This window comes from Bradyrhizobium sp. USDA 10063, assembly GCF_054063735.1.
Window position 1 is genome coordinate 5630416 of sequence record NZ_JBSSGP010000002.1, and the last position, 22949, is coordinate 5653364.

Genomic DNA, 22949 nt, shown 5'->3' on the forward strand with positions numbered 1-22949 from the left:
TCCTTGTTTGAGCATGATCCTTTCGGAAAACCGGTGCCCACTTTTCCGGATCATGCTCGCTAAACATATGGCGGGCCGGGTAACGCCCGGCAAGCCGCCCTGCAACCACGATTGCGGCCTATTCGGCCGCTTGTTTGGCGCCCCGGACGCCCTGCGCCAGCGCGGCGACAAGGTCGGCCACGGCGGTCACGGTTTTTACCGTCGCCCGCCCTTCCGCATCGAGGCTGCCGCGCACCGCATCGACCAGCGCGGTGCCGACTACCGCACCGTTGGCGTTTTCGGCGATCGCCCGCGCGGTCTCCGGCGTACGGATACCGAAACCGACGCAAACCGGCAGCTTGGTATGCCGCTTGATGCGCGCTACCGCTTCGGCGACCGCCTTGGCGTCCGCCGCTGCGGCACCGGTGATGCCGGTGATCGAGACATAATAGACGAACCCCGAGGTGTTCGCGAGCACCGCCGGCAGGCGCTTGTCGTCGGTGGTCGGCGTCGCCAGCCGGATGAAATTGAGCCCGGCCTTCATCGCCGGCAGGCACAGCTCGGTGTCCTCCTCCGGCGGCAGGTCGACGATGATCAGGCCGTCGACGCCGGCGGTCTTGGCATCGGCAAGGAACTTGTCGACGCCGTAAATGTAGATCGGGTTGTAGTAGCCCATCAGCACCAGCGGCGTAGCGTCGTCATCCTTGCGGAAGCCGCGCACCATCTCGAGCGTCTTCTTGAGCGTCATGCCGCCCTTGAGCGCGCGCAAGCCCGCCGCCTGGATCGACGGACCATCCGCCATCGGATCGGTGAAGGGCATGCCGATCTCGATGAGATCGGCACCGGCCTTCGGCAGCGCCTTGATGATGTCGAGCGACGTCGCAGGGTCCGGATCGCCGGCCATCACGAAAGTGACAAAGGCGGAGCGGCCCTGTTTCGCGAGCTCGGCAAAACGTGCATCGATACGGGTGGTCACTTGTCTCGGCCCTTCAAGATGTCGCCGACCTGCGGCACGTCCTTGTCGCCGCGGCCGGAGAGGTTGACCACCATCAGGTGATCCCGGGGACGTTTCGGCGCGAGCTCCATCACCTTGGCGATGGCGTGCGCCGGCTCCAGCGCCGGGATGATGCCTTCGAGCCGCGACAGCAACTGGAAGGCTTCCAGCGCCTCCTCATCGGTCGCCGAGAGATAGTTGACGCGGCCGGTCTCGTGCAGCCAGGCGTGCTCCGGCCCGATGCCGGGATAGTCGAGGCCCGCCGAGATCGAGTGCGCTTCCTGGATCTGGCCGTCTTCGTCCATCAAGAGATAGGTGCGGTTGCCGTGCAGCACGCCCGGCCGGCCGCCCGCGATCGACGCCGCATGCAATTGCGTCAGCCCGTGGCCGGCGGCCTCGACGCCAAAGATCTCGACCGAGGGATCGTCGAGGAAGGGATGGAACAGGCCCATCGCATTGGAGCCACCACCGATGCAGGCGACGAGCGAATCCGGCAGGCGACCCTCGACCTCCTGCAATTGCTGGCGCGTTTCGATGCCGATGATCGACTGGAAGTCGCGCACCATCATCGGATAGGGATGCGGGCCGGCCACGGTGCCGATGCAGTAGAACGTGTTGTGCACGTTGGTCACCCAGTCGCGCAGCGCATCGTTCATCGCGTCCTTCAGCGTGCGCGCGCCCGATTGCACCGGGACCACCTTGGCGCCCAGCATCTCCATGCGGATCACGTTGGGCTGCTGCCGCGCGACGTCGACTGCACCCATATAGACCACGCATTCGAGCCCGAACCGCGCGCACAGCGTCGCCGTGGCGACACCGTGCTGACCGGCGCCGGTCTCGGCGATGATGCGCTTCTTGCCCATGCGGCGCGCGAGCATGATCTGGCCGAGCACATTGTTGACCTTGTGCGAGCCGGTGTGATTGAGCTCCTCGCGCTTGAAATAGATTTTTGCGCCGCCGAGATGCTCGGTCAGCCGCTCGGCGAAATAGAGCGGCGACGGCCGGCCGACATAGTGCTTCAGATGGCCGTCCATCTCCTTCTGGAAGGCGGGATCGGCCTTGGCCTCGGCATAGGCCTTTTCGAGATCGAGGATCAGCGGCATCAGCGTTTCCGCGACGAAGCGTCCGCCGAAAATGCCGAAATGCCCGCGCTCGTCGGGACCGCTGCGGAAAGAGTTGGGTAGTGCTGGGCTCATCGAACCATCAATTCTTTGGCGCGCGCGGCGCGGATGAAGGCGCGGATCAGTTCGGGATCCTTGATGCCCGGCGAACGTTCGACGCCGGAGGAAATGTCGACGCCGCCGGCATGGGTGACACGGACGGCTTCGGCGACATTGTCGGCGTTCAGCCCACCTGAGACCATGAAGGGCAAGTCAAGCTCGAGCTTTTCAAGCACGCGCCAGTCGAACACCGTGCCGAGCCCTCCCGGCCGGGTCGCACCCTTCGGCGCGCGGGCGTCGAACAGGATGCGGTCGGCGACCGCGGCATAGCCCGCGAGGGGTGCGAGATCGGCTGCGGTCTCGACGGCAAGCACCTTCATCGCCTGCAGGCCGAACCTTTGCTTGATGTCGCGCACGCGCGCGACCGTCTCCTTGCCATGCAGTTGCAAAATGTCGGGCTGCAGCGTCTCGACGATGTTTTCGAGCGTGGCGTCATCCGCATCGACGGTGAGCGCCACCTTCACGGCGCGGCCCTTCGCCTGCCGGCCCAGCTCCCGCGCGGTCTCAAGCGACAGATGCCGCGGCGAAGGCGGAAAGAACACGAAACCCACCATATCGGCACCGGCCTCTAGCGCGACGCCGAGCGTCTCGCGCGTGGACAGGCCGCAGATTTTGACGAGCAGGGGCATGGTCTCTGAAGGCACGTTCTCAACGGCCGGAACTGACGGGCCCGGCACGGACGGGGCGGGTTCTACAACGTCGCGCCCTGCTTGTCTCGCCCGACGACCCCCGATGAAGCACCATTTACCGGGCCTACGAGGCGGCGCCGTTCGGCCTGCACGGCGGCCAGCGCCGCCCGCAGATCGGCCAGTTCCGCCCGGGCCTGACGGGCGTCAGCCTCATGCTGCCGCGCCGCACGGCGCCAGCGATGCTGCCGGAACCAGGTGGCTATGCCGCCCGCGATCACGCCCAGGATCGCCATGATAATCAGCACCAGGAACAACGGCAGCGTTATCGCCACCGTCGGAGTGGTCGAATTGAACGGATCGAATGAAACCGTCACCAGGTGACGGTTCGCGACGGCGAAGATGATGAAGAACAGGCCAAGCAGGATGACGAGCAGCGTCGTGAAGAACTTTCGCATCACCATCCCTCGCATCAGCCGACAATCGCATGCCGATCTATAGCAATCGGAGACGCGGATGCGCCAGCAATCTCGGCGAGATCAGGCGCTCGATTCCGGCGAGCTGCCGCCACTGCCGGTGTCGCGGTTCAGGCGCTCGCGCATTTCCTTGCCGGTCTTGAAGAACGGAACGCTCTTCTGATCGACCGGCACATGCGCACCCGTTCGCGGATTGCGGCCGGCCCGCGCCGGGCGATGCTTCACCGAGAACGCGCCGAAACCGCGCAGCTCAACCCGATCGCCGCGCGCCAGCGCAGCCACGATCTCATCGAGGATCGCATTGACGATGTTCTCGACATCCCGCTGGTAGAGATGCGGGTTGTGCTCGGCGATACGCTGAACAAGTTCGGATTTGATCATCGAGAGTGTGGCCCGGGACCTTGCGGACATCCATTTCCGTGAAAATGCCTTGAACTGTCAAGACGCTAAATCACTTTTGGTGCCGATGAGGAGCCGTGACAAATGGCCCGAACCCGACTTTTCGCGATTCCCGCAATACGGGAATGCGACCAAAGGCCGATTGTGCGCATCTCAATTGCTCCCCGACGGCTGCCATAACGCCAGCATGCCATCCATGCCGAGCCGATCGACGGCCTGGACGAGGCCGACCTGCTCAATGCGGCGCGCGATCCCGCTCAAACCAAATGCATCAAGCGTGACCGAAGCCGCCGTGCGCAGGAATGTCAGATCGCCAAAGCGCGGATTGAGCTTGTAGTCGCGCACCGGCAACTCGCTCTTGATCTTCTTCTCCTGGACCAGCCAGGCGACCGCGGTCTTCTCATCGCCGAGCTGATCGACGAGCTTCAATTCCACTGCCTGCCGGCCAGTGAAGACACGCCCGTCCGCGACCTTTTCGAGCAGGGCATCATCCATGCCGCGCCGCTCCTTCACGAGGCCGCGGAACCAGGCGTAGGAATCCTTCACCAGCGCATCGATCGCGGCGCGCGCTTCCGGGCTGGTCGGCTCATAGCCGTTGGGCGCGGCTTTCAGCGGCGAGGACTTCACCTCCTCGACCTTCACGCCCACTGTCTTCAGGAGTTCGCTGACATTGGGAAACTGGAACAGCACGCCGATCGAGCCGACCAGCGAGCTCTGCTGCGCGACGATATGGTCGGCGGCAATCGCGGTGATATAGCCGCCGGAGGCCGCCAATCCCTCGACCACCACGACCAGCGGCTTCTTCGCCTTCAGCCGCGTCAGCGCGTCGTAAAGCTGCTCGGAACCGGCGGTCGTGCCGCCGGGCGAATTGATGTGGACAATGACGGCCGCGGCCTGCGACTTCTCCAGCCGCTCCAGCGCCTCGACGCGATCATGGTCGCTGCGGATCAGACCCTCGATATTGACGCGCGCGATCGATCCCGCTGTCGTCAGCGAGCTGCGTCCGCCGGCTGCGATCACGCCGACGCCAACGACGGCCGCGATCGCAACCACCGCGGCCGCGACACGCCAGAACGTCAGCTTGCGGCGAATCCGGCGACGATCGACGATCACGTCTGAATCAAGCGACATCGAAAATCTCCAAAAGAGCTCAACGCGTTCTTGCAATCACAGGATGACGGAGAGCTTATCAAAATACATCAATTGCGGTGCAATATGAAGAAAACAAGGCTGGTGTAGCGTTACAGCCGTAGCCTGGCTGGAATACGCCGAAACACGCAGCCGTAGCCCGGACGGAGCCAACGAGTCGCGCGAACGCGCGCCCGATGACAGGCTCCATCCGAGGCTACGCCCAAACAAAAAGCCCCGGCCGAAGCCGGGGCTTTGATGATGCAAGAAGGAGAGCGAGTGCTCACTTCTCGTTGGCGCGATTCTTGAGTGCGGTGCCGAGAATGTCACCGAGCGTCGCACCCGAATCGGAGGAGCCGTACTGCGCGATGGCTTCCTTCTCCTCGGCCACTTCCAGCGCCTTGATCGAGACCTGCACCTTGCGGGCCTTCTTGTCGAACTGGATCACCCGTGCATCGACCTTCTCACCGACGGCGAAGCGTTCGGCGCGCTGGTCGTTGCGGTCGCGGGCGAGTTCCGAGCGCTTGATGAAGGTGGTGAAGTCGGTGCCGGCGATCTTCACCTCGATGCCGCTCTCCTTCACCTCGAGCACTTCGCAGGTCACGACCGCGCCCTTCTTGACGTCGCCCGGCTCGGCGAAGGGATCGCCCTCGAGCTGCTTGACGCCGAGCGAGATGCGCTCCTTCTCGACATCGACATCGAGCACGACGGCCTTCACCAGGTCGCCCTTCTTGAAGTTGTCGATCACCTGCTCGCCGGGAAGCTTCCAGTCGAGATCGGACAGATGCACCATGCCGTCGACGTCGCCTTCGAGACCCAGGAACAGGCCGAACTCGGTCTTGTTCTTGACCTCGCCCTCGACCACCGAACCGACCGGGTGCTTCTCGACGAAGACCTCCCACGGGTTGCGCATGGTCTGCTTGAGGCCGAGCGAGATGCGCCGCTTGACCGAATCGACTTCCAGCACCTGCACCTCGACTTCCTGCGAGGTGGAGACGATCTTGCCGGGATGCATGTTCTTCTTGGTCCACGACATCTCGGAGACGTGGATCAGGCCTTCGATGCCCGGCTCGAGCTCGACGAACGCGCCGTAGTCGGTGATGTTGGTGACGCGGCCGGTGAAGCGGGCGCCGAGCGGATATTTCGCCTCGATGCCCTGCCACGGATCGTCCAGGAGCTGCTTCATGCCGAGCGAGATGCGGTGCGTCTCGTGGTTGATCTTGATGATCTTGACCTTCACGGTCTGGCCGATGGAGAGCACCTCGGTCGGGTGATTGACGCGGCGCCATGCAATATCGGTGACGTGCAACAGGCCATCGATGCCGCCGAGGTCGACGAACGCACCGTAATCGGTGATGTTCTTGACCACGCCGTCGATCACCTGACCCTCTTCGAGGTTCTGCACCAGTTCCTGGCGCTGCTCGGCGCGGGTCTCTTCCAGCACGGTGCGGCGGGACACCACGATGTTGCCGCGGCGGCGGTCCATCTTGAGGATCTGGAACGGCTGCGAATTGTTCATCAGCGGCCCGACGTCGCGGATCGGACGGATATCGACCTGCGAGCGCGGCAGGAAGGCCACGGCGCCGTCGAGATCGACGGTGAAGCCGCCCTTGACCTGGTTGAAGATGACGCCCGTGACCTTCTCGTTGTTCTGGAACGCCTTCTCGAGCTTGCCCCAGCTTTCCTCACGCCGCGCCTTGTCGCGCGACAGCACCGCTTCACCCAGCGCATTCTCGATGCGGTCGAGGAACACCTCGACCTCGTCGCCGACCTTGAGATCGCTTTCGCGGCCGGGGCCGGCGAATTCGCGCAGCGCCACGCGGCCCTCGGTCTTCAGGCCGACGTCGATGACGGCCATGTCCTTTTCGATGGCAACCACCTTGCCCTTGACGACCGAGCTCTCCTGCAGATTGCCGCCGGCAAAGGATTCATCGAGCATCGCGGCGAAATCGTCGCGGGTAGGACTATAGGAAGCAGCAGTATTCGAAGCCATATGTTCTCCAGATGCGGGTGTCTTGCCGGCCGTTCGGGTTAAGGGCGCATCGCGCATGTGGTGTCAGGTCCGCAAATCCTGACGACCGCTCCTTGCGCGAAGGCGCAAAAGCGGGCCGGCAGCAAGCCACATGTTCGATACGTTGATGGCGCGCATTCCGCAAAAGTGGAAACCGGTTTTGCGAAAGAATGCGCGTGACGCAGATGTCCAGGCCGGAAACGAAGGATCGACTTCGAGAACCGATGGAGCGGGCGCTCCTCCAATGTCGGCCGGGGCTCATACCCCCCTGCCGGCCCGCTCGGGCGGCCCCGACATGGTCGATGGCGGCACGGACGCTATCGATATAGTATCCACCGCTATTTTCGGCAAGCCAGAAATGCCCGATTTGCGGGCCTCTGAGGCTGAAACAAGCCTTAACAATGCCCGACTGCATTTGAACAATTGTTGACCGTGTTGCGCGAAAGGCGTCCGGCAGGGCTTGCGGTGGAACCCGGGCTTAAGCGAGCCCGCGCATAGTGGGGCCACCCAAGACACAGGGGGTACGACCATGAAAAGCCTGATCGCCCTGGCCGTCGTTGCCGCTTTTGCACTCGGCCATGCCATCGCCGCGATGCCCGGCGCGGCGGCGTCGATGCGGACTTTTTCGGCTGCACAGTCTTTTTCGGGACTGGCTGACCAGTAAAGTGCCTCGTTAGGCCAGTCCGCGCGCGGCGCGCACCGATTCGACGATTGCAATCGCGGCGCGCACGCCGGCCTCGATATCGAGATTGGAATTGTCCAGCGTGTGCGCATCGGGCGCCGCCTTGAGCGGAGCCACGGGACGGTTCTTGTCGCGCTCGTCACGCTTGAGAATATCAGCCAGCACCGCTGCCTCATCGGCGTCCTCGCCGCGTGCGCGGGCCTCCAGCGTCCGCCGCCGCGCCCGCACGCGCGGATCGGCGACGACAAAGATCTTCACGTCGGCATCCGGGCAGATCACGGTTCCAATGTCGCGGCCGTCAAGCACCGCGCCGGGCGGATCGGCCGCGAACTGGCGCTGGAAATTGACCAGCGCCTCGCGCACTTTCGGGATCGCCGAGACGACGGAAGCGGCATCGCCGATCCGCTGCGTCTTCAACTCGGGATGGCCGAATTTCTCAGGATCGAGCTCCATCGCCGCCTTGATCGCGCGCGCCTCATCGGTGAGGTCGGCGCCGGCATCGAGCAGCGCTTTCGCCACCGCGCGATAGATCACGCCGGTGTCGAGATGGCGGTAGCCATAATGGGCGGCGAGCCGTTTTCCCAGCGTGCCTTTGCCGGATGCGGCCGGCCCGTCGATAGCGATGATCATGAAAACTCCGCGCCGAGCGAGCGCATCATCGGAATGAAATCCGGGAAACTGGTGGCGATGAAGGCGGTGTCGTCGACCCTCACCGGCCGGTCGGCGGCGAGCCCCATCACCAGTGCCGACATCGCGATGCGATGGTCCATGTGGGTGGCGACTACGCCGCCGCCGGGCACATGGCCCTTGCCCTCGACGATCAAATCGTCGCCTGAAATCTCGACCTTGACGCCGTTGACGCGCAGCATGTCGGCGGTGGCTTCGAGGCGATCGGATTCCTTCACGCGCAATTCCTGCAGGCCGCGCATGATGGTGGTGCCTTCGGCGTAAGCCGCCGCGACCGCCAGCACCAGATATTCGTCGATCATCGACGGCGCGCGTTCCGGCGGCACCTCGACCCCGCGCAATTTGGAAGCACGCACGCGCAACCGCGCCATCGGCTCGCCGCCATCACTGCGCAGCTCGTCCTCTTCGATCGAGGCGCCCATCTCGCGCAGCGTGGCGAACAGGCCAGTGCGCAGCGGATTGGTCATGACGTCCGGCAGCACGATATCGGAGCCGTCGACAACCAGCGCCGCCACGACCGGGAACGATGCTGAGGAGGGATCGGCGGGCACGACGACCTCGGCGCCGTGCAGCTCCGGCTGGCCGGTCAGCACGATCCGGCGGCCGTGGCTGCCTTCCTTGCTCGAGGTGAGTTCGGCGCCAAAATGCTTCAGCATCAGCTCGGTGTGATCGCGGCTGGCTTCCTGCTCGATCACCGTGGTGACGCCGGGCGCCGAAAGCCCCGCCAGCAGCACCGCGGACTTGATCTGGGCCGAGGCGACCGGGGTCCTGTAGACGATCGGCACTGGGCTCCGGGCGCCATGCAGCGTCAGCGGCAGGCGGCCGCCTTCCCTCATCTCGCCGGCCTTGGCCCCCATCAGTTCCAGCGGATCGAGGATCCGCCGCATCGGCCGCGAGCGCAGCGAGGCGTCGCCGTCGAAGGTGGCGGTGATCGGACAGCCGGCGACCGCGCCCATCACCAGCCGGCAGCCGGTGCCGGAATTGCCGAAATCGAGCGGGCTGGCAGGCTCCGCGAAGCCGCCGACGCCGACGCCCCGGACCGACCAGGCAAACGGCCCGGTCCGCTCGACCGCAGCGCCCAGCGCCCGCATCGATTTGGCGGTGTTGAGCACGTCTTCACCCTCGAGCAGCCCGGAAATCCGGCTTTGGCCAACCGCCAGCGCGCCCAGGATCAGGGCCCGGTGGGAGATCGACTTGTCGCCGGGCACGCGCGCCCTGCCGTTCAGGGGACCGCTCGCACGGGCTTCCAAGGGGGTCTTGGAGGGGGTCTTTTCGGGATTCTGGGGGTCGGAATGGGCCAAGATCGCGTCCTCTCGCGGCGCGGCAGGTAACACATCGAACCCCCGGCGTCACCCGGGGACAAATGCCCGCAAACCGCTATTGACAGCGGCCCCTCAACTAGCCAAGTGAAGCACCGCTTTTCAGAAAATTCCTGGGATCACCACGTGGCCAAGTCCGACCTCGGAACCAAACGCATTTGCCCGACCACGGGCAAGAAGTTCTATGATCTGAACAAGAACCCGGTCATCTCGCCTTACACCGGCGAGGTTGTGCCGATCGCCCCCGTGGCGCCGCCGCGCGCGACCCGAGGCGCCAGCGCCGCTGCGGCCACCACCGCCGCGGATATGCCGGAGCCCGCGGAGGCCGAAGAGTTGGTCTCGCTCGAGGAGGCCGATGCCGAGGAGAACACCGGCAAGGTCAAGGCCGTCGTTCCCGAATCCGAGGACGACATCGAGATCGACGAGACCCTCGAAGACGATGATGACGATGATTCCACCTTCATCGCCGACGAAGAAGAGGGCGATGAGGACGTCACCGACATCATTGGCGACGTCGGAGGCGATGAAGAGACTTGAGATCGATCCAGAACTGTGTTCTGGGTCTTTCCCCGCGAGTCGGATGCGGCTCGCGATCCCTTAAGGGGCCATAGCTCAGCTGGGAGAGCGCTTGCATGGCATGCAAGAGGTCGGCGGTTCGATCCCGCCTGGCTCCACCAGCCTTCGCTCGCTTCGCGAGCTACGGCTCGGCAAGCCGGCCGAGTTCTCTCGTAGCGAAGCTAGCGAAGGCTGCCGCGCCGAAGCCCGCAGGGCGAAGGCGGGCTCCATCCAGACACACACTATCTTCCACTTCGCTCGCTTCGCGAGCTACGGCTCGGCAAGCCAGCCGAGCTCTCTCGTAGCGAAGCTAGCGAAGGCTGCCGCGCCGAAGCCCGCAGGGCGAAGGCGGGCTCCATCCAGACACACACTATCGCTCGCTTCGCGAGCTACGGCTCGGCAAGCCACGCCGAGCTCTCTCGTAGCGAAGCCAGCGAAGGCTGCCGCGCCATAGCCCGAAGGGCGACGGCGGGCCTGACCCACACCCACCAAACTTTTCGCCCGCTTCGGCTCGGTCATATCATCGTGGCAAAAGCAGCGGCGTAGCCCGCACGCTCAAGCGGGACCCTAAGTCTATGCAATACTGCCCCCACGACATTCCTTTGGGGGCAGTGCCATGAAATACGTCTACATTCTCGAAAGTCTCGATTCCCAGCATTTTTACGTGGGCATCACCGACGATTTGCGCGCCAGATTGGCAAGACACAATGCTGGCGAGGTGCCCCACACTTCGAAATACGGGCCCTGGCGAATCAAGACATACGTCGCCTTTAGCGACGAAACACAGGCGTTTGCGTTCGAGAGATACTTGAAATCGCCTTCCGGCCGCGCCTTCGCCAAGAAGCGCCTCTGATCCTCTCCCCGCCCCCTCACTCTCCCACCGCCGCATTCAGCCTGTCCCGCAGCGCCACGATCTCATCCCTCATCGCCGATAGTTCCGGGATCGAGCAGGCCGCGGCGGCTAGCACCGACTGCGGCACCGCTCTCGCTTTCTCTTTCAGCGCCTGCCCCTGCGGCGTGAGCGCGATCAGCACCTGCCGCTCGTCTTCCGTGCCGCGTGTACGCTTGATGAGCTGCGCCGTCTCCAGCCGCTTGAGCAGCGGCGTCAGCGTGCCGGAGTCCAGGAACAGCCGCTCGCCGATATCCTTGACCGGCACGCCATCCCTCTCCCACAGCACCAGCATCACCAGGTATTGCGGATAGGTCAGGCCGAGCCGGTCCAGCAGCGGCTTGTAGACGCGGTTGAACGCGTGCGCGGTCGAATAGATCGCAAAGCAGATCTGATTGTCGAGCCGTAGCGGCTGGTCCGCGACCGCCAACTGTTTCCGTGCCATTTCTCAGCCTCGTCAGAATCTCGGTTCATTGTGGGCCGGCGCGGCCGCGCATTCAATTGCGAACAATTAAATGTGAGGCCATGCATTTTATATTGTACACAATCTAATTGTCTGCAATATAAATGGCGTCGAAACCGTTGATCAGGGAGACACCCATGTCCGTGAACGTGCTCTACAAGACCAGCGCCAAGGCCACCGGCGGCCGCGACGGCCACGCCGCAACGCTCGATGGCGCGCTCGACGTCAAGCTCACCACCCCGAAGGAGCTCGGTGGCGGAGGCGGCGCCGGCAACAACCCCGAACAGCTCTTTGCGGCCGGCTACGCCGCCTGCTTCATCGGCGCGATGAAGTTCGTGGCCTCGCAGGGCGGCCCGAAGGTGCCCGCCGACGCCTCGGTGACCTCGACGGTCGGCATCGGGCCGCGCTCGGAAGGCGGCTTCGGCCTCGATATCGCGCTCGACATCTCGCTGCCGGGGCTGGCGCGCGCGGACGCCGCGGCGCTGGTGGAAAAGGCCCACCAGGTGTGCCCCTACTCCAACGCCACGCGCGGCAATGTCGATGTACGCCTGAACGTGGTGTAATCCGCATGGCGGAATAGCCCGCCGCACCCGGCGGGCTATTCGCGTTGCGATCGGTGTGCGGCATGCCCGCGACGCGCGATAAGGCATTGCCGCCGCGTGCGAAGACCGCTAGCTCTGGACAAGCCCTCCATCTGTTTGACGTGAGCGAAGGTTTTCCATGAGTTCAGAAGCGGTCGCAGGCGCGATGGCCGGCCTGCGCGTGATCGACCTGACGCGCGTGCTCGGCGGTCCCTATTGCACGCAGATTCTCGCCGACCATGGCGCCGACGTGATCAAGGTCGAGCCGCCTGCCGGCGACGAAGTGCGCGACTGGGGCCCTCCCTTTCACGATGAGGACGCGGCCTATTTCGTCGGCATCAACCGCAACAAACGCTCGATCGGGCTCGACCTCGCCTCCGAAGGCGGCCGTGCCGTGCTGATGAAGCTGCTCGAAGGCGCCGACGTTCTGATCGAGAATTTCAAGCCGGGCACGCTCGACAAATGGGGTATCGGCAACGACGTGCTGCGCGCGAAATTTCCGCGGCTGGTGCATTGCCGGATCTCCGGCTTCGGCGCCGACGGCCCGCGCGGCGGCAATCCCGGCTATGATGCGATCATCCAGGCGATGACCGGCATGATCGCCGCCACCGGCTCGCCGCAGAGCGGCCCGATGCGGATCGGCGTGCCGCTGGTCGACATCACCACCGGGCTTTACGCGGCGATCGGCATCCTGATGGCGCTGTCGGAGCGGCAACGCTCCGGCGTCGGTCAGTTCCTCGAGACCACGCTGTACGAGACCGGCCTTGCGATCATGCATCCGCACACGGCCAACTACTTCATGCACGGCAAGCCACCTGGTCTCACCGGCAACGAGCATCCGAACCTCGTTCCGTACGCGATCTTCCCGACCAAGACCGACAACATCTTCATCGGTGTCGGCAATGACGGCACCTTCCGCAAACTGGCCAAGGAGATCGGCAAGCCCGAGCTCGGCACCGATCCGCGCTTTGCCCGCAACAAGGACCGCATCGCCAACCGCGACGCGCTGCGCGCCGAGCTTGCCGCTGTGTTCAGCCAGTATGAGGCCGAGCCTTTCTGCAACCGCCTGCTCGCCGCCGGCCTGCCGGCGGGCCCGGTGCAGAAGATCGACCAGGCGCTGACCAATCCGCACACAATCTATCGTGGCGATATCATCGCGAAGGACTGGTACAAGGGCGTCGCATCGCCGATCCGGCTGGAACGCACCAAGCCCAGCCTGCGCCGCACCCCGCCCAAGTTCAGCCAGCACGCCACTGAGGTGCTCGGCGAATTCGGCTACTCGCAGGCCGAAGTCGAGGCCCTGGTCGCCAAGGGCGTGGTCTGCGGACCTGAGCGGAAGCGCTGATCGTTCCGGCCTTAGCCAGGGCAGTAACCCCGGCCCATCCCGTTGGCTGCGGCGGCTGCTGGCTCCAAGATTGCTGATCATGAATCCGGGGCCCGGCATTCGCCGGGCCAAAGGATGTGTGCTGCTTTTTCGTGCCTCCGTCCTTGGTCCGGCTTCCCTGGTACCCGGGTCCTCGCTTATACGGTCATTTGCCCGTCATTCCGCGCTGCTAGCGCAACTAAATCGAAATGGCGGCCTAACGGGAGGGAGTTTTGATGGCTTTTCGAGCATTTGGCGCTGCAGCAGCCGTTGCGGCCACGCTGGCATTCGGCGCCTCGCCCGCATTTGCGGTGACCGAGATCCAGTGGTGGCACGCCATGACCGGCGGCAACAATGATGTCGTGGTCAAGCTCGCCAACGACTTCAACGCATCGCAGAGCGAGTACAAGGTCGTTCCGACCTACAAGGGCGGCTATGCCGACACGATGAACGCCGGCATCGCCGCATTCCGCGCCGGCAATGCGCCCCACATCATGCAGGTCTTCGAGGTCGGCACCGCCACCATGATGGCGGCAACCGGCGCCATCAAGCCGGTCTACAAATTGATGCAGGAGGCCGGCGAGAAATTCGACCCCAAAAGCTACCTGCCTGCGATCACCGGCTACTACTCGACCTCGAAAGGGGAGATGCTGTCCTTCCCCTTCAACTCGTCCTCGACCGTGATGTGGGTCAATCTCGACGCCTTGAAGAAGGCTGACATTGCCGAGATCCCGAAGACCTGGCCGGAAGTGTTCGACGCGGCCAAAAAACTGAAGGCCGCGGGCTACAGCAATTGCGGCTTCTCCAACGCCTGGGTCACCTGGGTCAATCTCGAGCAGCTCTCGGCCTGGCACAACGTGCCGCTGGCCAGCAAGGCCAACGGGCTCGACGGCTTCGACACCGTGCTGCAGTTCAACGGGCCGCTGCAGGTCAAGCACCTCGAGAAGCTGATCGAGTTGCAGAAGGACAAGACCTACGACTATTCCGGCCGCACCAACACCGGAGAGGGCCGCTTCACCTCGGGCGAGTGCCCGATCTTCCTGACTTCGTCGGCTTTCTTCGGCAATGTGAGGTCGCAGGCCAAGTTCAAGTGGACCAATGCGCCGATGCCCTACTACCCGGACGCCAAGGGCGCGCCGCAGAATTCCATCATCGGAGGCGCCTCGCTGTGGGTGATGGGTGGCAAGACGGCCGAGGAATACAAGGGCGTCGCCAAGTTCCTGGCGTTCCTCTCCAACACCGACCGCCAGGTCGAGATCCACAAGGCGTCCGGTTATCTGCCGATTACCAAGGCCGCGTACGAGAAGGCCAAGGCGGACGGCTTCTACAAGGATCAGCCCTACCTCGAGACGCCGCTGAAGGAACTGACCAACAAGGAGCCGACCGAGAACTCGCGCGGCCTGCGCCTCGGCAACATGGTCCAGCTTCGCGACATCTGGGCGGAGGAAATCGAGCAGGCGCTGGCCGGCAAGAAGACCGCCAAGCAGGCGCTGGATGCCGCCGTCGAGCGCGGCAACCAGATGCTCCGGCAGTTTGAAAAAACCGCGGTGCGCTGAGTCTCGCGTTTTATTTTCGCACCTCAATGTCGTCCCGGGCTTGACCCGGGACCCATAACCACCGAACTCCGTTGTTGAACCAAGCTCCAACTCCGAGTCTTCGTCACCACAGCCGCCTGTGGTTATGGGTCCCGGGTCAAGCCCGGGACGACGGCTGATTTCGGAGCTACAATCATACGCTGAGGATCAGGCCGGCCGCACGATGCGGCCCGCCTTGCTTGGGGTGTCATGCAGAAGCAGTCGGTCTTCCAGTCGAAGCTGTTGCCCTATGCGCTGGTCGCGCCGCAGCTCGCGATCGTTTTGATCTTCTTCTATTGGCCGGCCGCGCAGGCGGTGCTGCAATCCTTCCTGCTTCAGGATGCGTTCGGGCTCTCGACCAGTTTCGTCTGGTTCGAGAACTATCAGGACATCCTGAGCCAGCCGGATTATTGGGCGGCGATCGTCAGGACCTTCGTGTTCTCCTTCGCCATCGCGTTCTCGTCGCTGTCGTTTGCGCTGCTGCTGGCTGTCATGGCCGACAAGCCGCTGCGCGGCGGCACGCTGTATCGCACGCTGCTGATCTGGCCCTATGCCGTCGCGCCCCCGGTGGTCGGCGTACTCTGGGTGTTCATGCTGCACCCCTCACTCGGGATCCTGGCGCGCGGATTGCGCGGCATGGGCATCGACTGGAATCCGCTGCTCGACGGCAATCAGGCCGCGCTCCTGATCATTCTCGCCGCCGCCTGGAAGCAGATTTCCTACAATTTCCTGTTCTTCCTTGCAGGCCTGCAGAGCATTCCAAGAAGCGTGATCGAGGCGGCCGCGATCGATGGCGCGCGCCCGATGCGGCGGTTCTGGACGGTGACCTTCCCGCTGCTGTCGCCGACCATCTTCTTCCTCCTGGTCGTCAACATCGTCTACGCCTTCTTCGACACGTTCGGCATCATCGACACGATGACGCGCGGCGGACCGGCGAAGGCGACCGAGACCATGGTGTACAAGGTCTATGTCGACGGCCTGCTCGGCGGCAATCTCGGCGGCTCCGCAGCCCAATCGGTGATCCTGATGGGCATCGTCATCGGCCTCACGGCGATCCAGTTCCGCTTCGTCGAACACAAGGTGACTTATTGATGGTCGAGCAGGAAGGCATCCAGCGGTACGTCGCGCATGCGATCCTGTGGATCGGCATCGCGATCGTGGCGTTTCCGGTCTATCTCGCCATCGTTGCGTCCACCCAGGAAAACGCCGTCATCGCCAACGGCCAGATGTCGCTCTTGCCGGGCGGACATTTCCTGGCAACCTACTATCAGACCATCTTCGTCGGCACGAGCGGCTCGACCCGCGAGCCGGTCGGCACGATGCTGCTCAACTCGCTGGTGATGGCGCTCCTGATCGCATTCGGCAAGATCGCGATCTCGATCATCTCGGCCTACGCGATCGTCTATTTCCGCTTTCCGTTCCGGATGGCGATGTTCTGGCTGATCTTCATCACCTTGATGCTGCCGGTCGAGGTGCGGATCTATCCGACCTACAAGATCGTCGCGGACCTGCATCTGCTCGACAGCTATGCCGGCCTCTCGCTGCCGCTGATCGCATCCGCCACCGCGACCTTGCTGTTTCGCCAGTTCTTCATGACCGTCCCCGACGAGCTGCTCGAGGCATCGCGCATCGACGGCGCCGGACCGTTCCGCTTCTTCTGGGATACGCTGTTGCCGCTGTCGCGCACCAACATGGCGGCACTGTTCGTCATCCTCTTCATCCTCGGCTGGAATCAATATCTCTGGCCGCTCTTGATCACCACGCGCGACGACATGCAGACGATCCAGATCGGCATCCGCAAGATGATCACCACCACCGATGCGCTGACCGAATGGCCGGTGGTGATGGCGACCGCCGTGCTCGCGATGCTGCCGCCGGTGTTCGTGGTGGTGATGATGCAGAAACTGTTCGTGCGCGGATTGGTGGAGACGGAAAAGTGAATATGGCGAATAGCGAATGGCGAGTAGCGAGTGGTGGACCGTGCAGGCTCCGCTCTCTTTCCTTCCCTATTCGCCACTCCCTATTCGCTATTCGCGCCCGCGGAGGCGGGCATGGCTAACGTCACCCTCCGTAGCGTCCGCAAGACCTATCCGGGCGGCTTCGAAGCGATCAAGGGCATCGATTTCGAGGTCGGCGACGGCCAGTTCTGCGTGCTGGTCGGCCCGTCCGGCTGCGGCAAGTCGACCTTGCTGCGCATGGTGGCGGGGCTCGAGACCATCACCGGCGGCGAGATCGACATCGGTGGCCGCGTGGTCAACCAGGTCGAGCCCGCCGACCGCGACATCGCGATGGTGTTCCAGAACTACGCGCTCTATCCGCATATGAGCGTCTATAACAACATGGCCTACGGCCTGCGCAACCGCGGCATGGCGGAGGGGGAGATCAGGAAGCGCGTCGAGGAGGCCGCGCGCATCCTCGAGCTTGCCGCCATGCTCGACCGCAAGCCGCGGCAGCTCTCCGGCGGCCAGCGCCAGCGCGTCGCGATGGGGCGCGCGATCGTGAGGCAGCCGAAGGTGTTCCTGTTCGACGAACCGTTGTCGAACTTGGACGCCAAGCTGCGCATCGCGATGCGGGTCGAGATCCGCAAATTGCAGCGACGGCTGAACACGACCTCGATCTACGTCACCCATGATCAGCTCGAGGCGATGACGCTCGCCGATATTCTGGTGGTGATGAACGGCGGCGTGGTCGAGCAGATCGGCAATCCGCTCGAAATCTACCAGAGGCCTGCGACCACCTTCGTTGCCGCCTTCATCGGCGCGCCCCCGATGAACCTGATGCCGCTGGCTTCCGATGAACTCAGGTTGCAGCTCTCCGGTGATATCAGCGCCGGCGAGGCCGGCATTCTCGGGATCCGACCCGAGGACTTCGTGATCTCGAACGAAACGGTCACAGGCGGCATCACGCTCGGCCTCACCGTGGAGGCGATCGAGCACGTCGGCGCCGAGACCTTCGTCTACGGTACCCGCCAGCGCGAGGAACAGGGCGTGGCCGCCAACCCCGGCGAATTGCCGCCGGGCGAGATCATCGTCCGGGTTCCCGGCGTAACCGGCCCCGCCATCGGGCAGCGAATCCGGGCCGTCGCTCCCCATGACAAATTGCACCTGTTCACTGCGGACGGCCGGAAGCGGGTGGGGTGAGAACTGCCCATCACGCGTCATTCCGGGGCGCGCGCAGCGCGAGCCCGGAATCCATCGGGCGGCTTGTACCGGCGGAGGAATGGATTCCGGGTTCATCGCTACCGCGACGACCCGGAATGACGGCGTTTGCGGGCCGATATAGGCCGATTAATCCTGATTCCAGAGGTGCTTGAACCCTTCGCGAATCGCCCCCATATTCGCTGATGACCGGAGGGCAAGAGGCCCATCGGTTGCATGGGGTGCCGCAAGGGCCCCTCAAAGTCGCTTCGAGAGGACTTTGGGATGTCTCGTGTTCCATCGTTGTCCAGTCCGTTCCTTCTAGGATTCGACGAAATCGAGCGTGCGCTCGATCGCGTCGTGAAAGGCGCCGACGGCTATCCTCCATACAACATCGAGCGGTTTGACCGGTCCAACGGCCAGCCCGAGCGCCTGCGCATCACGCTGGCGGTGGCGGGATTCACCCGCGACCAACTCGATGTGACGGTTGAGGAAAACCAGCTCGTGATCCGGGGCCGCCAGCAGGAGGACAAGGCTCGGCAATACATCCATCGCGGCATTGCCGCGCGCCACTTCCAGCGCACCTTCGTGCTGGCGGAGGGGATGCAGGTGCTGGGCGCGGATCTGAAGAACGGGCTGTTGTCGGTCGACCTGGCCAGGCCGGAACCTGAAAGGGTCATTAAGACAATCGCTATCAATGAGCACGAATAATGGAACGAGGAGCGGACTCGACCGCTTATTCGACAGAGGAGTCGAGACCATGAGTGAAGTGAGTACGACGTTAGAACGCGATAGCGTCTCCCCGGAGGCGTTGGCCCATCTGGGCGAAGGTCATATCGCCTATGTGAAGCAGGTCCGTTCCGAGGATGTACCGGATCTCTTTCCCCAGGCGCCGAAGATCGCGCCGGGACTGAAACTCTTTGCGCTCCATGCCGCCGACGGCACGCCGATCATGCTGACCGACAGCCGGGAAGCCGCGATCGCCAACGCCTGGAGCAATGAGCTGCAGGCCGTCAGCGTCCACTGACGCCGGTCGCTTGACGCCGGCTGGTTGAACGCGACCACAGCGAATTCGAATGCGCGGGCATGTCCTCCAACGAGGGCTGCCCGCGTATTTTTTCAAAGCCGCTTCCGGCGTTATTTCAATGACTCTCGAAGCTCAAGCAGCGCCGCCTTAAGCAGCGGTAGATCGTCTTTGACGGCCTTCCAGATGATTGCAGGGTCGACCCGCTGGTAATCATGCCGCAAAATATTGCCGATGCCGGCGATATCCTTCCAACGCACATCCTTGTGCTGCGCCTTCAAGTCGTTGCCGAGATGTCGGCTGGCTTCGGAGATAATCTCTATTCCACGTTCAACCGCAGAACGCAGCAACCACGAGCGCTCGTAATCGCGAATCGTTTTTCCGGCCAGCGCCTTCTCGATACCGCGGACGCTCTCGAGCATGTCGTGTATCCGCAGCAAAGGGGAACGCGTGGGCATTCAGAAAACCCGCGTCGCCTCAGCTTCGATCTGTTTTCGGATGAGCGGATGGAGCCCCTTGCGAGTGGTCAAATCGACCTCGACGCCAAGGCTCTCCTCGAGTAGCCGCTTGGCGGCCACCAAATCCAGGGCGTTAAAGCGGCTCCGAGGATCGTAGTCGACAAACAAGTCGATGTCGCTTTTCGCGTTGGCCTTGTTGCGAGCCGTCGAACCAAACAGATAGAGCGACGTTGCTCCCAGCGCCTTGATGGCGCTCGCCTGGCTCCGCAGTTTCCTCAATGCTTCAGCTCTTGTCATGCAGCCAATCGTATCATGCACGGCGAACTACCGGCAAAGCGGTATGTGCTTCGCAGGTAACGACTACGCCGCGCTTGCCGGCGGCAGCGCGAGCACCGAATAGATCGCCTGTGCGTCGCGGGACGCGCGGAGCTTCTTGGCGACGTCCTGATCGCGTAGCAGGCGGGCGATGCGCGCCAGGGCCTTGAGGTGATCGGCGCCGGCGCCTTCAGGGGCGAGCAGCAGGAAGATCAGGTCGACCGGCTGGCCGTCCATCGCCTCAAAATCGATCGGGCGCTCCAGGCGCGCGAACAGACCGAACAGCTTTTCCAGCTTCGGCAATTTACCGTGGGGAATGGCGACGCCGTAACCGACTGCGGTGGTGCCCAGCTTCTCGCGCTGCAGCAATACCTCGAAGATCGAACGTTCGTTCTGCCCCGTAAGACTTGCGGCCCGCGCGGCGAGTTCCTGCAGCGCCTGCTTCTTGCTGATGACTTTCAACGCCGGGAGAATCGCCTCGGGTGCGACCAGATCGGTAATCGTCATGGGGCGTTCCGAGGTGAAGTGAACCGTCAAGTTGCGAAATAGGATGTCAGGCGCAGGCGTCAAGAAGATGAATCGGGAAGCGGCCTTTCGGTCCGGATCCCGATGGGGCGGCTTCTACTCCAAGGCATGAGCCGTGCCAACTCCCGCCGGCCAGTTCCCTTGAGCCTATGCTTAAGGGCCGCGGACCATAGGGACGGCCAAGGGGCACGTCAATGCGGATCGGCATAACCATTATGGATTAACCACGGGCGGATCGACCCAGCCCACATTGCCGTCCGCACGGCGGTAAATGATATTCACGCGGCCGCTACCGCCGTGCTGGAAGACCAGGCAGGATGCGCCGGTCAGGTCCAATTCCAGCACCGCCTCGCTGACTGACAGCCGCTTCAGCGAGGTGGTCGCCTCGGCGATGATCACGGGACTGTACTCGGTGACTTCTCCTTCGCCTTCGGCCGGCGCCTCGATCACGTAGCTTGGCGCATCCAGGGGAACACCGTTCAGCTCGGCAAGGGCGGCGGAAGCCGCGTAGGCCTTGCGGGCCGAGCGGTCCTTCAGCCGGCTCTTGTAGCGGCGCAGGCGCTTCTCGATCATCAAGAGTGCGGCGTCGGCGCTGGCATAGGCGTCGGGGGCGTTCGAATCCGCTTCCAGCGTGATCCCGGAATCCAGGTGCAGCGCACAGTCGGTGCGGAAGCCGAAGCCGTCCTTGCTCAGCGTGATATGGCCGGAATAGTTGCCGTCGAAATATTTCTTCAGAACCTCATCGGTGCGCTCGCTCACGCGTGCGCGAAGCGCCTCGCCGATTGAAATGCTCTTTCCGGAGATTCGAAGGGTCATTGCGTGCCTCTATGCCTATGAACCCCGATCGTTTCGGAGGGGTACCAAGACTAGCGCGATTTGACGCGAACGCAATTACACAGGTGCGGTATCGCGCGACCGGTCTGGAGAGGAAGCAGGTGCTGAAAGGGCGTGTCCAAGCATGCTCTGTTTGTCGCGGCGGCGCTGCACCGAGGAAGGAATTCGCATCGCTTCGCGATACTTGGCGACGGTGCGGCGGGCGATATCAATGCCCGATGCGCGCAATCGTTCCACGATCGTATCGTCGGAGAGGATCGCGGACGGCGATTCGGCGTCGATCAACTGCTTGATGTGATGACGCACGGCTTCCGCCGAATGCGCCTCGCCGCCGTCGGCGGAAGCGATCGACGCCGTGAAGAAATACTTCAGTTCAAAAGTGCCGCGATTGGTCGCCATATATTTGTTGGCGGTCACACGCGACACCGTCGATTCGTGCATCTGGATCGCATCCGCCACGGCTTTCAGATTGAGCGGCCGCAAATGCGCCACGCCATAGGTGAAGAAGCCGTCTTGCTGGCGCACGATCTCGGTTGCGACCTTGAGGATCGTACGGGCGCGCTGGTCGAGCGCGCGGACCAGCCAGGTCGCGTTCTGCAGGCAATCCGTGAAGTAGGACTTGTCGCCGTCCTTCCGGACCGTCTTCGACAATTCGGCATAATAAGTCTGGTTCACCAGGACGCGCGGCAACGTGTCGCTGTTGAGCTCGACATGCCAGCCGCCATCCGGCCCCGGCCGCACATAGACGTCCGGCACCATGGTTTGCGTCCGCGACGTGCCGAACTTCAACCCCGGCTTCGGATCGAGCCTGCGGATCTCGCCGATCATGTCGGTGATGTCTTCGTCGTCGACGCCGCACAGCTTCCGCAGCGAGGCGATATCGCGCTTGGCGAGAAGATCGAGATGCTCGACCAGGGCCTGCATCGCCGGGTCGTAGCGGTCGAGTTCGCGGAGCTGGATCGCGAGGCACTCGCTCAAGCTGCGCGCGCAGACGCCGGGAGGATCGAATTTCTGCAGCACCGAAAGCACTGCCTCGACCTCGTGCTGCGGCGCACCGAGACGTTCCGCCGCCTGTCCGAGATCCGGCGGCAGGTAGCCGGCCTCGTCGACGAGGTCGATCAGATATTGCCCGATCATGCGCTGGGATGGCGAGGTGAAGGCGACCGCAAGCTGCTCGGCAAGATGATCGGCGAGCGTCAGGTCGGCGGCGACAAAGGCTTCGAGATTGTAGTCTTCATCGCTCGAGGCGCCGCCGCCCCACTCGGTATAGGCGGTCGGAGCCGCGTCTTTCGCGGCGCGTTCGGCAGCCTCCGCCGGCTCTTCGGAGAAGACGTTGTCGAGACCGGTATCCAGCGTCTGCTCGATCTCGGCGCGACTACCGAGATCGCGGTTCAGCCATTCCGCCTGGCCCGGCTCGAAGCCGTCGGAGGAACTCGCGGCCTCGCCGCCGGCTTCCTCGCCATAGCTGGAATCGTCAGCTTCGGAAAACTCCGGCCGCTCCGAAGCGGGCTCGCCCGCCACCGGCGGTTCCGGTCCATCGCTGGCACGTTCCAGCAGCGGGTTCCGCTCCAGTTCCTCTTCCACGAAAGCCGAGAGGTCCAGGTTGGACAGTTGCAGCAGCTTGATCGCCTGCATCAACTGCGGCGTCATGACCAGCGACTGCGACTGGCGGAACTCTAATCTCTGGGTCAGTGCCATGGAGGCAAGAAC

General features: G+C 63.6%; 27 protein-coding genes and 1 tRNA gene. 13 read left to right on the forward strand and 15 right to left on the reverse strand.

The genetic code is table 11. From position 1 onward, the window contains the following. Nucleotides 1–118: 118 nt before the first annotated feature. The 7 genes from trpA to rpsA all read right to left on the reverse strand — a co-directional run bounded on the left by trpA (nucleotide 119) and on the right by rpsA (nucleotide 6815). Nucleotides 119–955 (reverse strand): tryptophan synthase subunit alpha, encoded by an 837-nt coding sequence (trpA, locus tag ACVJGD_RS28740; protein ID WP_456637394.1) that lies wholly within the window; start codon nucleotides 953–955, stop codon nucleotides 119–121. Then, entirely contained in the window at nucleotides 952–2169 is a 1218-nt protein-coding gene (gene trpB / locus ACVJGD_RS28745; protein ID WP_456637395.1) for a tryptophan synthase subunit beta, read from the reverse strand. The genes trpA and trpB overlap by 4 nt, the downstream gene beginning before the upstream one ends. Further along, nucleotides 2166–2822, reverse strand: a complete 657-nt coding sequence (locus tag ACVJGD_RS28750) for a phosphoribosylanthranilate isomerase (RefSeq protein ID WP_456637396.1) — start codon at nucleotides 2820–2822, stop codon at nucleotides 2166–2168. The genes trpB and ACVJGD_RS28750 overlap by 4 nt, the downstream gene beginning before the upstream one ends. Before the next feature lie 62 nt (nucleotides 2823–2884). Next, nucleotides 2885–3277, reverse strand: coding sequence for a lipopolysaccharide assembly protein LapA domain-containing protein (locus tag ACVJGD_RS28755; RefSeq protein WP_456637397.1), 393 nt, complete (start codon nucleotides 3275–3277; stop codon nucleotides 2885–2887). An 81-nt stretch (nucleotides 3278–3358) separates the two neighbouring features. Then, nucleotides 3359–3706 carry an integration host factor subunit beta gene (locus tag ACVJGD_RS28760; RefSeq protein ID WP_456637398.1) on the reverse strand — a complete coding sequence of 116 codons (348 nt, stop codon included), beginning with the start codon at nucleotides 3704–3706 and terminating at the stop codon, nucleotides 3359–3361. A gap of 141 nt (nucleotides 3707–3847) precedes the next feature. Continuing rightward, the gene (gene sppA, locus ACVJGD_RS28765) at nucleotides 3848–4825 is read right to left on the reverse strand and encodes a signal peptide peptidase SppA (protein ID WP_456637399.1); all 978 of its coding nucleotides are present in this window, start codon (nucleotides 4823–4825) and stop codon (nucleotides 3848–3850) included. A gap of 280 nt (nucleotides 4826–5105) precedes the next feature. Next, nucleotides 5106–6815: a 30S ribosomal protein S1 gene (rpsA, locus tag ACVJGD_RS28770; RefSeq protein WP_456637400.1), complete on the reverse strand. Its 1710-nt coding sequence runs from the start codon at nucleotides 6813–6815 to the stop codon at nucleotides 5106–5108. Between the two features lie 130 nt (nucleotides 6816–6945). On the opposite strand from rpsA, the gene ACVJGD_RS28775 reads away from it, so the two are divergent. Then, complete coding sequence (locus ACVJGD_RS28775; RefSeq protein WP_456637401.1) at nucleotides 6946–7263, forward strand: hypothetical protein; 318 nt, start codon at nucleotides 6946–6948, stop codon at nucleotides 7261–7263. A gap of 99 nt (nucleotides 7264–7362) precedes the next feature. Beyond that, the gene (locus tag ACVJGD_RS28780) at nucleotides 7363–7497 is read left to right on the forward strand and encodes a hypothetical protein (protein ID WP_283844408.1); all 135 of its coding nucleotides are present in this window, start codon (nucleotides 7363–7365) and stop codon (nucleotides 7495–7497) included. 9 nt (nucleotides 7498–7506) lie between these two features. On the opposite strand, the gene cmk is transcribed toward ACVJGD_RS28780, so the two are convergent. Both cmk and aroA read right to left on the reverse strand, forming a co-directional pair. Next, nucleotides 7507–8145 (reverse strand): (d)CMP kinase, encoded by a 639-nt coding sequence (gene cmk / locus ACVJGD_RS28785; RefSeq protein ID WP_456637402.1) that lies wholly within the window; start codon nucleotides 8143–8145, stop codon nucleotides 7507–7509. Further along, nucleotides 8142–9503: a 3-phosphoshikimate 1-carboxyvinyltransferase gene (gene aroA, locus ACVJGD_RS28790; protein ID WP_456637403.1), complete on the reverse strand. Its 1362-nt coding sequence runs from the start codon at nucleotides 9501–9503 to the stop codon at nucleotides 8142–8144. Before aroA ends, cmk begins: the two co-directional genes overlap by 4 nt. A gap of 144 nt (nucleotides 9504–9647) precedes the next feature. On the opposite strand from aroA, the gene ACVJGD_RS28795 reads away from it, so the two are divergent. From ACVJGD_RS28795 to ACVJGD_RS28805, 3 genes are all read left to right on the forward strand, one after another. Beyond that, entirely contained in the window at nucleotides 9648–10058 is a 411-nt protein-coding gene (locus ACVJGD_RS28795; protein ID WP_456637404.1) for a TIGR02300 family protein, read from the forward strand. A gap of 64 nt (nucleotides 10059–10122) precedes the next feature. Further along, a tRNA-Ala gene (locus ACVJGD_RS28800) sits at nucleotides 10123–10198 on the forward strand. 494 nt (nucleotides 10199–10692) lie between these two features. Beyond that, nucleotides 10693–10929 carry a GIY-YIG nuclease family protein gene (locus ACVJGD_RS28805; protein WP_456637405.1) on the forward strand — a complete coding sequence of 79 codons (237 nt, stop codon included), beginning with the start codon at nucleotides 10693–10695 and terminating at the stop codon, nucleotides 10927–10929. Between the two features lie 16 nt (nucleotides 10930–10945). On the opposite strand, the gene ACVJGD_RS28810 is transcribed toward ACVJGD_RS28805, so the two are convergent. Beyond that, complete coding sequence (locus ACVJGD_RS28810) at nucleotides 10946–11410, reverse strand: MarR family winged helix-turn-helix transcriptional regulator (protein WP_456637406.1); 465 nt, start codon at nucleotides 11408–11410, stop codon at nucleotides 10946–10948. A 155-nt stretch (nucleotides 11411–11565) separates the two neighbouring features. Between ACVJGD_RS28810 and ACVJGD_RS28815 the strand changes: the two genes are divergently transcribed. From ACVJGD_RS28815 to ACVJGD_RS28850, 8 genes are all read left to right on the forward strand, one after another. Further along, nucleotides 11566–11991: an organic hydroperoxide resistance protein gene (locus ACVJGD_RS28815; RefSeq protein ID WP_456637407.1), complete on the forward strand. Its 426-nt coding sequence runs from the start codon at nucleotides 11566–11568 to the stop codon at nucleotides 11989–11991. 157 nt (nucleotides 11992–12148) lie between these two features. Next, nucleotides 12149–13354, forward strand: coding sequence for a CaiB/BaiF CoA transferase family protein (locus ACVJGD_RS28820; protein WP_456637408.1), 1206 nt, complete (start codon nucleotides 12149–12151; stop codon nucleotides 13352–13354). 254 nt (nucleotides 13355–13608) lie between these two features. Next, nucleotides 13609–14928, forward strand: coding sequence for a sn-glycerol-3-phosphate ABC transporter substrate-binding protein UgpB (gene ugpB, locus ACVJGD_RS28825; RefSeq protein WP_456637409.1), 1320 nt, complete (start codon nucleotides 13609–13611; stop codon nucleotides 14926–14928). Nucleotides 14929–15156: 228 nt separating this feature from the next. Continuing rightward, entirely contained in the window at nucleotides 15157–16038 is an 882-nt protein-coding gene (ugpA, locus tag ACVJGD_RS28830; protein WP_456637410.1) for a sn-glycerol-3-phosphate ABC transporter permease UgpA, read from the forward strand. Next, nucleotides 16038–16886 carry a sn-glycerol-3-phosphate ABC transporter permease UgpE gene (ugpE, locus tag ACVJGD_RS28835; protein WP_456637411.1) on the forward strand — a complete coding sequence of 283 codons (849 nt, stop codon included), beginning with the start codon at nucleotides 16038–16040 and terminating at the stop codon, nucleotides 16884–16886. Before ugpA ends, ugpE begins: the two co-directional genes overlap by 1 nt. Nucleotides 16887–16997: 111 nt before the next feature. Beyond that, nucleotides 16998–18086, forward strand: a complete 1089-nt coding sequence (locus tag ACVJGD_RS28840; protein ID WP_456637412.1) for a sn-glycerol-3-phosphate import ATP-binding protein UgpC — start codon at nucleotides 16998–17000, stop codon at nucleotides 18084–18086. A 282-nt stretch (nucleotides 18087–18368) separates the two neighbouring features. Continuing rightward, on the forward strand, nucleotides 18369–18794 hold the full coding sequence (locus ACVJGD_RS28845) for an Hsp20 family protein (RefSeq protein WP_027581003.1): 426 nt from the start codon (nucleotides 18369–18371) through the stop codon (nucleotides 18792–18794). A 49-nt stretch (nucleotides 18795–18843) separates the two neighbouring features. Next, nucleotides 18844–19110, forward strand: coding sequence for a BQ00720 family protein (locus ACVJGD_RS28850; RefSeq protein WP_456637413.1), 267 nt, complete (start codon nucleotides 18844–18846; stop codon nucleotides 19108–19110). A gap of 110 nt (nucleotides 19111–19220) precedes the next feature. Here ACVJGD_RS28850 and ACVJGD_RS28855 read toward each other — a convergent pair whose 3' ends face one another. The 5 genes from ACVJGD_RS28855 to rpoN form a co-directional block, all read right to left on the reverse strand. Continuing rightward, nucleotides 19221–19529, reverse strand: coding sequence for a HepT-like ribonuclease domain-containing protein (locus tag ACVJGD_RS28855; RefSeq protein WP_456637414.1), 309 nt, complete (start codon nucleotides 19527–19529; stop codon nucleotides 19221–19223). Between the two features lie 36 nt (nucleotides 19530–19565). Next, nucleotides 19566–19862 (reverse strand): nucleotidyltransferase family protein, encoded by a 297-nt coding sequence (locus tag ACVJGD_RS28860; protein ID WP_456637415.1) that lies wholly within the window; start codon nucleotides 19860–19862, stop codon nucleotides 19566–19568. 63 nt (nucleotides 19863–19925) lie between these two features. Then, nucleotides 19926–20387 (reverse strand): PTS IIA-like nitrogen regulatory protein PtsN, encoded by a 462-nt coding sequence (gene ptsN / locus ACVJGD_RS28865; RefSeq protein WP_225122650.1) that lies wholly within the window; start codon nucleotides 20385–20387, stop codon nucleotides 19926–19928. Nucleotides 20388–20618: 231 nt separating this feature from the next. Further along, nucleotides 20619–21221, reverse strand: coding sequence for a ribosome hibernation-promoting factor, HPF/YfiA family (hpf, locus tag ACVJGD_RS28870; RefSeq protein WP_456637416.1), 603 nt, complete (start codon nucleotides 21219–21221; stop codon nucleotides 20619–20621). 75 nt (nucleotides 21222–21296) lie between these two features. Then, nucleotides 21297–22937 (reverse strand): RNA polymerase factor sigma-54, encoded by a 1641-nt coding sequence (rpoN, locus tag ACVJGD_RS28875; RefSeq protein WP_456637417.1) that lies wholly within the window; start codon nucleotides 22935–22937, stop codon nucleotides 21297–21299. Nucleotides 22938–22949 lie beyond the last annotated feature (12 nt).

What these genes read in the sequence shown, in the direction of transcription:
- trpB (WP_456637395.1), bottom strand. Translation starts at nt 2,169, where the DNA reads ATGAGCCCAGCACTACCCAACTCTTTCCGCAGCGGTCCCGACGAGCGC.
- ACVJGD_RS28750 (WP_456637396.1), bottom strand. Translation starts at nt 2,822, where the DNA reads ATGCCCCTGCTCGTCAAAATCTGCGGCCTGTCCACGCGCGAGACGCTC.
- ACVJGD_RS28755 (WP_456637397.1), bottom strand. Translation starts at nt 3,277, where the DNA reads ATGCGAAAGTTCTTCACGACGCTGCTCGTCATCCTGCTTGGCCTGTTC.
- ACVJGD_RS28760 (WP_456637398.1), bottom strand. Translation starts at nt 3,706, where the DNA reads ATGTCCGCAAGGTCCCGGGCCACACTCTCGATGATCAAATCCGAACTT.
- sppA (WP_456637399.1), bottom strand. Translation starts at nt 4,825, where the DNA reads ATGTCGCTTGATTCAGACGTGATCGTCGATCGTCGCCGGATTCGCCGC.
- rpsA (WP_456637400.1), bottom strand. Translation starts at nt 6,815, where the DNA reads ATGGCTTCGAATACTGCTGCTTCCTATAGTCCTACCCGCGACGATTTC.
- ACVJGD_RS28775 (WP_456637401.1), top strand. Translation starts at nt 6,946, where the DNA reads ATGTTCGATACGTTGATGGCGCGCATTCCGCAAAAGTGGAAACCGGTT.
- ACVJGD_RS28780 (WP_283844408.1), top strand. Translation starts at nt 7,363, where the DNA reads ATGAAAAGCCTGATCGCCCTGGCCGTCGTTGCCGCTTTTGCACTCGGC.
- cmk (WP_456637402.1), bottom strand. Translation starts at nt 8,145, where the DNA reads ATGATCATCGCTATCGACGGGCCGGCCGCATCCGGCAAAGGCACGCTG.
- ACVJGD_RS28805 (WP_456637405.1), top strand. Translation starts at nt 10,693, where the DNA reads ATGAAATACGTCTACATTCTCGAAAGTCTCGATTCCCAGCATTTTTAC.
- ACVJGD_RS28810 (WP_456637406.1), bottom strand. Translation starts at nt 11,410, where the DNA reads ATGGCACGGAAACAGTTGGCGGTCGCGGACCAGCCGCTACGGCTCGAC.
- ACVJGD_RS28815 (WP_456637407.1), top strand. Translation starts at nt 11,566, where the DNA reads ATGTCCGTGAACGTGCTCTACAAGACCAGCGCCAAGGCCACCGGCGGC.
- ACVJGD_RS28820 (WP_456637408.1), top strand. Translation starts at nt 12,149, where the DNA reads ATGAGTTCAGAAGCGGTCGCAGGCGCGATGGCCGGCCTGCGCGTGATC.
- ugpB (WP_456637409.1), top strand. Translation starts at nt 13,609, where the DNA reads ATGGCTTTTCGAGCATTTGGCGCTGCAGCAGCCGTTGCGGCCACGCTG.
- ugpA (WP_456637410.1), top strand. Translation starts at nt 15,157, where the DNA reads ATGCAGAAGCAGTCGGTCTTCCAGTCGAAGCTGTTGCCCTATGCGCTG.
- ugpE (WP_456637411.1), top strand. Translation starts at nt 16,038, where the DNA reads ATGGTCGAGCAGGAAGGCATCCAGCGGTACGTCGCGCATGCGATCCTG.
- ACVJGD_RS28840 (WP_456637412.1), top strand. Translation starts at nt 16,998, where the DNA reads ATGGCTAACGTCACCCTCCGTAGCGTCCGCAAGACCTATCCGGGCGGC.
- ACVJGD_RS28845 (WP_027581003.1), top strand. Translation starts at nt 18,369, where the DNA reads ATGTCTCGTGTTCCATCGTTGTCCAGTCCGTTCCTTCTAGGATTCGAC.
- ACVJGD_RS28850 (WP_456637413.1), top strand. Translation starts at nt 18,844, where the DNA reads ATGAGTGAAGTGAGTACGACGTTAGAACGCGATAGCGTCTCCCCGGAG.
- ACVJGD_RS28855 (WP_456637414.1), bottom strand. Translation starts at nt 19,529, where the DNA reads ATGCTCGAGAGCGTCCGCGGTATCGAGAAGGCGCTGGCCGGAAAAACG.
- ACVJGD_RS28860 (WP_456637415.1), bottom strand. Translation starts at nt 19,862, where the DNA reads ATGACAAGAGCTGAAGCATTGAGGAAACTGCGGAGCCAGGCGAGCGCC.
- ptsN (WP_225122650.1), bottom strand. Translation starts at nt 20,387, where the DNA reads ATGACGATTACCGATCTGGTCGCACCCGAGGCGATTCTCCCGGCGTTG.
- hpf (WP_456637416.1), bottom strand. Translation starts at nt 21,221, where the DNA reads ATGACCCTTCGAATCTCCGGAAAGAGCATTTCAATCGGCGAGGCGCTT.
- rpoN (WP_456637417.1), bottom strand. Translation starts at nt 22,937, where the DNA reads ATGGCACTGACCCAGAGATTAGAGTTCCGCCAGTCGCAGTCGCTGGTC.